Source organism: Enterobacteriaceae endosymbiont of Donacia piscatrix (assembly GCF_012569525.1).
Lineage (GTDB): Bacteria > Pseudomonadota > Gammaproteobacteria > Enterobacterales > Enterobacteriaceae.
Genome location: NZ_CP046200.1, coordinates 315,192 through 318,329, shown reverse-complemented (window position 1 = coordinate 318,329; position 3,138 = coordinate 315,192). Strand labels below are relative to the sequence as shown.

The 3,138-nt window shown below is 22.5% G+C and carries 2 protein-coding genes, 2 tRNA genes and 1 pseudogene; all 5 read left to right on the top strand.

Annotated features, from left to right (window positions below; all coding sequences use genetic code 11):
• Window positions 1-1,398 (top strand): annotated as a pseudogene (ftsH, locus tag GJT96_RS01600) (ATP-dependent zinc metalloprotease FtsH); the annotation flags it as partial.
• 659 nt (window positions 1,399-2,057) lie between these two features.
• On the top strand, window positions 2,058-2,327 hold the full coding sequence (gene secG, locus GJT96_RS01595; protein WP_169780472.1) for a preprotein translocase subunit SecG: 270 nt from the start codon (window positions 2,058-2,060) through the stop codon (window positions 2,325-2,327).
• Window positions 2,328-2,337: 10 nt separating this feature from the next.
• A tRNA-Leu gene (locus GJT96_RS01590) sits at window positions 2,338-2,426 on the top strand.
• A gap of 55 nt (window positions 2,427-2,481) precedes the next feature.
• Window positions 2,482-2,558: transfer RNA gene (locus GJT96_RS01585), tRNA-Met, on the top strand.
• Window positions 2,559-2,749: 191 nt separating this feature from the next.
• Window positions 2,750-3,138, top strand: a 389-nt coding sequence (locus tag GJT96_RS01580) for a NusA N-terminal domain-containing protein (RefSeq protein ID WP_282097328.1), incomplete at its 3' end; no start/stop codon positions are given.

Sequence of the window (3,138 nt, the reverse complement as noted above, 5' to 3'; positions counted from 1 at the left end):
CAAATGTTAACTCCAGATCAAATAAAAACTACATTTAATGATTTAGCTGGATGTGATGAAGCTAAAGAAGAAGTTAAAGAATTAGTTGATTATTTAAAAGAACCAATTAAATTTCAAAAATTAGGAGGTAAAATTCCTAAAGGAATTTTAATGATAGGACCTCCTGGAACTGGAAAAACTCTATTAGCTAAAGCTATTGCTGGAGAATCACAAGTGCCATTTTTTACTATTTCAGGTTCTGATTTTGTAGAAATGTTTGTTGGTGTAGGTGCTTCTAGAGTAAGAGACATGTTTAATCAAGCTAAAAAATCTTCTCCATGTATTATTTTTATTGACGAGATAGATGCAGTAGGAAGACAAAGAGGTGCTGGGTTAGGAGGAGGACATGATGAAAGAGAACAAACATTAAATCAAATGTTAGTAGAAATGGATGGATTTAATAATAATGAAAATGTTATTGTAATTGCAGCTACTAATCGTCCAGATGTATTAGATCCAGCTCTTTTAAGACCAGGTCGTTTTGATCGTCAGGTTATAGTAGGTTTACCTGATATTAGAGGAAGAGAACAAATATTAAGAATACACATAAAAAATATTCCTATAACTAAAGAAATTGATCTTAAAATCTTAGCTAGAGGAACTCCAGGGTTTTCAGGAGCTGATTTAGCTAATTTAGTAAATGAAGCAGCATTATTAGCAGCTCGTCAAAATAGTAATTCTGTTTCTATGTTAGAATTAGAAAAAGCTAAAGATAAAATTATGATGGGTACAGAAAGACGTTCTTTAGTAATGACAGAAAAACAAAAAGAAATAATTGCTTATCACGAAGCTGGACATGCAATTATAGGTAGATTAGTCCCAGATCATGATCCTGTACATAAAGTAACTATTATTCCTCGAGGAAGAGCATTAGGTATAACATTTTTTTTACCTGAAATTGATATAATACATATTAGTCGTCAGCAATTAGAAAGTAAAATTTCTACATTATATGGAGGAAGAATTGCTGAAGAAATTATTTATGGTGAAAAATATGTTTCAACAGGATCATCTAATGATATTAAAATTGCAACTAATATTGCAAAAAATATGGTAACACAATGGGGATTTTCTAAAAAATTAGGTCCTTTATTATATTTAGAAGAAGAAAGTGAAATTTTTTTAGGTAGATCAGTTACTAAAGCAAAACATATGTCTGATGAAACTGCTAAAATTATTGATCAAGAAGTAAAATATTTAATACAAGAAAATTATGATAGAGCTCTAAAAATTTTACAAAATAATATTGATATTTTACATGAAATGAAAAATACTCTTATAAAATATGAAACTATAGGATCAGCACAAATTGATGATTTAATGGCTAGAAAAAAAGTAAGACCTCCTGAATGGGATAAAAAAAAATAAATTTTTTTTTAAAAAATAAATAATTTATGATATTTTATAGTATAAAAGAAAATCAAAATATGAAATATCATAAATATTTTGATATATATAAAAATATATTTATTTGATTTCTATTATTTATCTTTTTTAATAAAATTAAATAGTTTTTTATAAAAAATTATTGTTAAAAATATAAAATAATATATCAAATAAAATTTTTATTATTGTATAATAATCTATACAAATAGATTTAGTGTCAAATTTTATTATATTAAGAATATAAATCTAATTATTTTATGATAATTACATATTTATCTAAAAATTAAAGAATAATTTAAATATTAAAATATAATGATTTTTATTATAAAAATTTAAAAATTTTTATAAATAATTATAAATTATAATATATAACTAAAAAATATTATAAAAATTAAAATAAAAATATTTTTTTTAATTTTTTAGTTACTAAACAAATACTACAAAAAAATTTATTATTTTTAATTAGTTATTTTAACTTATAAAAAAAATGATAAAAAATTAATAATTTTTTTATTATATAATGACGTTGTAAAATTAATTTTTTAAATTAAAAATTTATATTGTAATTATTATAAATTAATATATAATTATTTTTAGATAATATTTTGATTAAATATTTTTTTGGTTTTTTTATGTATAGATTATTGTTAATTTTATTTATTTTTGTATCAACTATGTTGATTAGTATCATATTATTTCAAGATAATGATGAAATAGATATTAGTGCATCGTCGAATAATATAAAATCTCCTTTTAATACAAATATGTCTAATAAAATATTAACAAAAAGTATTATTTTACTTGCATCTTTATTTTTTATTATTAGTTTAATAATAAATAATTTTAATGTAAAAAAATATGGAAAAAATAATATTACATTTTTTAATATAAATAAAGTATAAATAAAATTTTGCCGAAGTGGTGAAATTGGTAAACACGCTACCTTGAGGTGGTGGTGCCTTATTATTTTAGGCTTACGGGTTCAACTCCCGTCTTCGGTATTAAAATTAATATTGCATTATTTATCTTTTTATAATATCATATATTATCATTAGACGCGGGGTGGAGCAGTTTGGTAGCTCGTCGGGCTCATAACCCGAAGGTCGTTGGTTCAAATCCAACTCCCGCAACCAAATATCAACTTTATATTAATTCCTTTATTAAATTTATTTCATGTTTACTTTTATATACAATAAAAATAAATAAATAAGTTTTTTAAAAAAAATTATTTAAAATAATAAAGATAATTTTTAATAAAAATTATATTATTTTAATATAATCTAGTTTTCTAATTTTAAGAATTTAATATTTGAGGATAACTAGGATGAATAAAGAAATGTTAGCTGTTATTGAAGCTGTTGCTAATGAAAAATCTTTACCTCGTGAAAAAATATTTGAAGCAATGGAAAGTGCTTTAGTTAGTGCAACAAAAAAAAAATATGAACAAGATATAGAAGTATTCGTTAATATTAATCGTAAAAATGGTGATTTTAATACATTTAGAAGATGGTTAATAGTTAAAAAAGTAAATTATCCTACTAAAGAAATTACATTAGATGCAGCACGAATTGAAGATAATACTCTTAATTTAGGTGATTATATATATGATAAAATTAAATCTATTAATTTTAACCGTATAACAACACAGACAGCTAAACAAGTTATTGTACATAAAGTAAGAGAAGCTAAAAAAGCTGTTACTATTGCACAATT

Coding starts and splice junctions, on each gene's coding strand:
- secG (WP_169780472.1), top strand. CDS start 2,058: ATGTATAGATTATTGTTAATTTTATTTATTTTTGTATCAACTATGTTG.